Annotated in this window: 5 protein-coding genes; 1 reads left to right on the top strand and 4 read right to left on the bottom strand. The window is 59.8% G+C overall.

Annotated features, from left to right (window positions below; all coding sequences use genetic code 11):
• The coding region (locus JWR14_RS31140) for a phosphatase PAP2 family protein (protein ID WP_299717095.1) at positions 1-420 on the bottom strand (420 nt) is incomplete at its 3' end.
• A gap of 149 nt (positions 421-569) precedes the next feature.
• Entirely contained in the window at positions 570-1,580 is a 1,011-nt protein-coding gene (locus JWR14_RS31135) for a helix-turn-helix domain-containing protein (RefSeq protein ID WP_299717094.1), read from the bottom strand.
• Between the two features lie 450 nt (positions 1,581-2,030).
• Here JWR14_RS31135 and galU point away from each other — a divergent pair, with 450 nt between their 5' ends.
• Positions 2,031-2,963 carry a UTP--glucose-1-phosphate uridylyltransferase GalU gene (gene galU, locus JWR14_RS31130; protein ID WP_299717093.1) on the top strand — a complete coding sequence of 311 codons (933 nt, stop codon included), beginning with the start codon at positions 2,031-2,033 and terminating at the stop codon, positions 2,961-2,963.
• Between the two features lie 282 nt (positions 2,964-3,245).
• On the opposite strand, the gene JWR14_RS31125 is transcribed toward galU, so the two are convergent.
• Complete coding sequence (locus JWR14_RS31125; RefSeq protein WP_299717096.1) at positions 3,246-3,698, bottom strand: GDP-mannose mannosyl hydrolase; 453 nt, start codon at positions 3,696-3,698, stop codon at positions 3,246-3,248.
• Between the two features lie 102 nt (positions 3,699-3,800).
• Positions 3,801-3,941, bottom strand: a complete 141-nt coding sequence (locus tag JWR14_RS31120) for a hypothetical protein (protein WP_299717092.1) — start codon at positions 3,939-3,941, stop codon at positions 3,801-3,803.
• Positions 3,942-4,330 lie beyond the last annotated feature (389 nt).

Here is a 4,330-nt window from a genome sequence, read left to right as displayed (position 1 = left end):
AATACCGCCGCCCAAAAACCACCCGGCCACGACCTCAATGGGCGTATGTGCGTCCTGCACGACCCGGCAGACTCCGATCAGCGCGCCGAGTGCCAACCCTGAGGCTGCGCCCAGCCTGTACCACCCTGCGCCCCTGCTGCCGGCAAGCAAACCCAACGTCACGCCCCACACCGCCGATGTCAGCATGGTGTGGCCGCTGATCACGCGAAAATCGATGGAGCGAATCTCAATGCTGCAGCCTGCATACAGGATCTTGTTCACACCGACCAGCGCCAGCGCGCCTGCGAGCGACCCTATCCACATCCATGCTTCGCGCTTGTCGGTCGTGCTTAGCCACAACGCACATCCGGCTGCCAAAGGAATGGTCAACCCCGCGTCGCCGAAATTGGTGATCAACCTCAAAACTGTCGTACCCGTCATACGCCCCCCGAAAAACGCACCCTTGCGCGGTGGTGACCAGGATCGTCCCCGCTGCGCCTGTTGCGCGCTGTGCCAACTGCTTTATATGCTTGTTTTAACCGGTGTTTCTAACGCCGCCTTAACCCACCTTAGCCCTTAACGTAACTTCCTCATTCCTCCGCGGCTTTCCTGCGTCCGGCCAGCCGGTATTCGGTCGGTGAAATGGACAGGCGCTTGCGGAATATCTTGGCCAGTCCATCGCCGCTGCCGGCGCCGCATCGGCGCGCGATCTTATCGACGGGAAGGTCGGTCGCGGCGAGCAGCATGCAACTGGCATCCAGTCGCGCCCGCAACAAATACTCCGACGGCGTCAATCCGATCTGCGCCTTGAAGCGGCGCAGGAAATTGCGCTCACTCATGGTCGCCACGCGCGCGGCATCCGCAATCGAAATCGGCCGGATGTAATTTTCACGCATCCACCGCGCCGCTGCGTCGATTTTTTGTCGCACGCCGCCTATGTCGGTGTCGTCGAGCACGGCGGACAATTTCGGCCATGCGCCCGGAATGGAACGCTCTGATACTTCTCGCGCCACCGCTGGACCGTAATCACGCTTGATGATGGACAGGGCGGCTGCGATCGGACCCTTGGGGTCATCGAGCGTCAGAGTCTGCTCCGCGATGAACAGCGAGCTCGTCAGGGCGGACGCCGCTGTCGGGTCTTCGAAGTCGGGCACCCGGTTCTGCAATGAAAGATTCGCCGCCGCGAGGATCTGCGAGCCTTCGCCGATGGCCTTTACAAACGATATCTTCGGCGCAACCCGGCTGAGCCGCCTGAGCAACTGCGTGTCCAGTTTAGCGCGCTGCGCGCCTTCGCCGCCCGCAATGAAGAGGGCGTCGCACTCTCTCATCCAGCGCGTGTCCAGACTTTCGGTCCAGATTCGCATGGAGCAGCTGCTGGCAACGCTGCCGCCATCGCTGGATAAAAACAGCAGGGCATAATCCGGTGCATCGCCCGACTTGACGGCGACGGACTCGGACAACGTGTCGATCTCGTTGGCGAGCGAAAACACCTCCGATATCGAACTCACCTCGACTAGCGAGAAGTCTTCGAAGATCAGTATGCCGATCCGCTTGGGCGCGGTCTTGCCTTCCTGTATCGCTTCATGCATGGCTTCTTGCATCGCTTCGTGTGCTGATCCTGGGCCTGATCCGTGCAAGGCTCCGGAGGCGGTTTCATGCTCGGGCCCATGCCGGTTCGAGCGGGACGCATCGGGCGCCGGCGCAGATGCAGAGTCGGCACTCGGCAATCGCACTATCTGCAGCCGGCTCATACCAATGACGTGTCCCATCATTTGTCTCCGTTGTCGGTCCGGGCGGTGGGGATTGATCTCATATGCGTCGCACTATACGCGGCGCCATCAAAGCGTCAGGGCGGCCGTCTGAAAAGAACGAGATGTTGGCAGATGGTTTCGATATTCAAGTAATAAGCTGACCATCAGTGATCAAAAAAACTAGTCACGGGGTCTCTCCTTCGTGCTGCACGACGCCCTGCATGAGGCTTTGCACGAGAGACCGCGTTGACCAGAATTCTGGCCCGTTATCGAGCGCCGGACAAAACAAGGGGGTCGGACATGCTCAAGGTACGCAAGGCGGTGTTTCCCGTCGCAGGACTCGGCACGCGCTTTCTTCCTGCGACCAAGGCAAGTCCGAAAGAAATGCTGCCCATCGTCGATAAACCGCTGATCCAGTACGCGGTGGAAGAGGCGGTCGCGGCCGGCATCACGGAAATGATCTTCGTCACGGGTCGAGGCAAGCGCGCGATTGAAGATCATTTCGATAAATCATACGAAATCGAAGCGGAGCTGGAAGCACGCGGAAAACGCGCGCTGCTTGAACTCGTACGCAGTATCAAACCGTCTCACGTCAATTGTGTCTACGTGCGCCAGGCGGAGCCGCTCGGACTGGGCCACGCCGTGCTGTGCGCGGAAAAGCTGATCGACAACGAACCGTTCGCCATCATGCTCGCGGACGACCTGATCGACGGCGAGCCGCCCGTGATGGCACAGATGGTCGAGGTCTTCAACCACTATCACTCGTCGGTGCTGGGCGTGGAGGAGATCGATCCGCGCGAGTCGGGGTCGTACGGTGTGATTGAAGGCCGGCAGTGGGATGACGGGCTCTTCAAGATAGCCAGCGTGGTGGAGAAGCCTGAGCCGGCGTTGGCGCCATCCAATCTTGGCGTGGTCGGACGCTATGTGCTGATGCCGCGCATCTTCGAACATTTGCGCAAGCAGAAGCCGGGCGCGGGCGGCGAGATCCAGTTGACCGATGCGATCCAGGCATTGCTTGCGCATGAACAGGTGCTGGCCTACCGCTACAAGGGCAAGCGCTTTGACTGCGGCAGCAAGCTGGGTTATCTGAAGGCCACGGTTGAGTTCGCGTTGCGTCACCCGGAAGTGGCAGAGCCGTTCAAAGCCTATTTGCGTGCGTTTCTCGCGAGCCGCAGCCCCGCGCCGGTGACGAACGAGGTACCGCTCGACGCGGCGCCGGAACTGATTGGTTGAATAAATTTGCTCAATGGAGCGGCTACCGGCTACGTTCATGAGCCGCATTTCATGGACCACGAATCGATGGACGCGCCGCACCAGTGTTAGCTGCAGACACGTCCGGCGAACAAGGTGAACAGGATTCGAATTGCAGCATGAACCGCGTTGTACGTAGCGCTAGCCCCCCGGCGCGCGCTATGGTCTTTAGCCCGCCATGTGCGGGCTTTTTTTTCGTGCGTTGCACGTAAAAAAAGCGGCTCGTCGAGCCGCTCATAGCGCCACCGGTTCCACTCATGGGCCTTAGCGAAAGTACGCTTTTGCGTTCGGATGCACGTCTTCGCGAGCCAGCACTTCTGCGGGCATCAGCCATGCGTAGTCGCTATGTTGATCGAAGCGGCCGATCGGCACCGAGCCGCCCAGCATGATCGAATAAGCGAGCGCGACATAGTGCGTGCCAATGCCCGGGACGCCTGCAAAGTTGTCGTCGTAGTAGTGCTCGAACACGCCGAACAGGCGCGACGACGAGCGCTGTACGCTGGCTATGCCCAGCTCGTCGCGCACCACGCGGGTGAACGCGGTATCGAGCGTTTCACCTTTGCGGACCCGGCCGCCCGGCACGAACCAGGAGTCTTGCGCAGGGCGGTTGCGACGTTGTCCCAGCAGCACGCGACGGTTGCCGTCGGTCACGATCAGGTCAATGGAAACAAGCGGTGTCAGCCGGATGGCATTGAGGAAATCCCCGTCATCGAGGATGACGGACGCATCGGACACGGGTGCCTTCTTAAGCAGATCCGCCTGTTGCGCGGCGGCTGCGACTGATGAAAACGAAGAGAGATCGGTCACGCTCGTGGTACCTCAGTCATGTTCATCGTTATTGAATAAGCGCGCGGCGACGTGGCCGATGAAAAGCACCACTAGGGCGATCAGCGCGCAGACTGCCAACCCACCGCCGAGCATTGCGACGACAATGATCGCCGTCCAGCGCAGGCCGTCCATGATGGTTCCGAGTGTGCTTTGGATCGCTGTGTTTGCGGCTCGACACGCAATGTTTGCGTGACTCCGTTCACTGCGTCGGCATTTTATGCAGATGAGTCAGTTTAGCGCGCGGTCATCGCAGCCGTATCGGCTTTGAACTGGCTTATTACGCCGAAAGATCGCGTTTGGGAGCCAATCGGAGGAAACGTCCTTGATCGGTCTTGTGGATGCGTCATAGCCAGGAGAAAGCGCTGCCTTCTGATGCAAGGTGTACCTGGATCATGCTGTGTTTCTCGCAAACCAGGCAATCTCGTTGACTCTTGTTGGCGGCGCGTCAGACGTCCTTTGGTTCTTCAACCGACGCGCCTGCGGAATGCTTCATTTTCCCGGTGATGTCGCTGACATTTTCA

The organism is Caballeronia sp., assembly GCF_028292365.1.
GTDB lineage: Bacteria > Pseudomonadota > Gammaproteobacteria > Burkholderiales > Burkholderiaceae > Caballeronia.
Note: the sequence above shows the minus strand (reverse complement) of the source record. Positions and strands in the feature narration are given on the sequence as shown.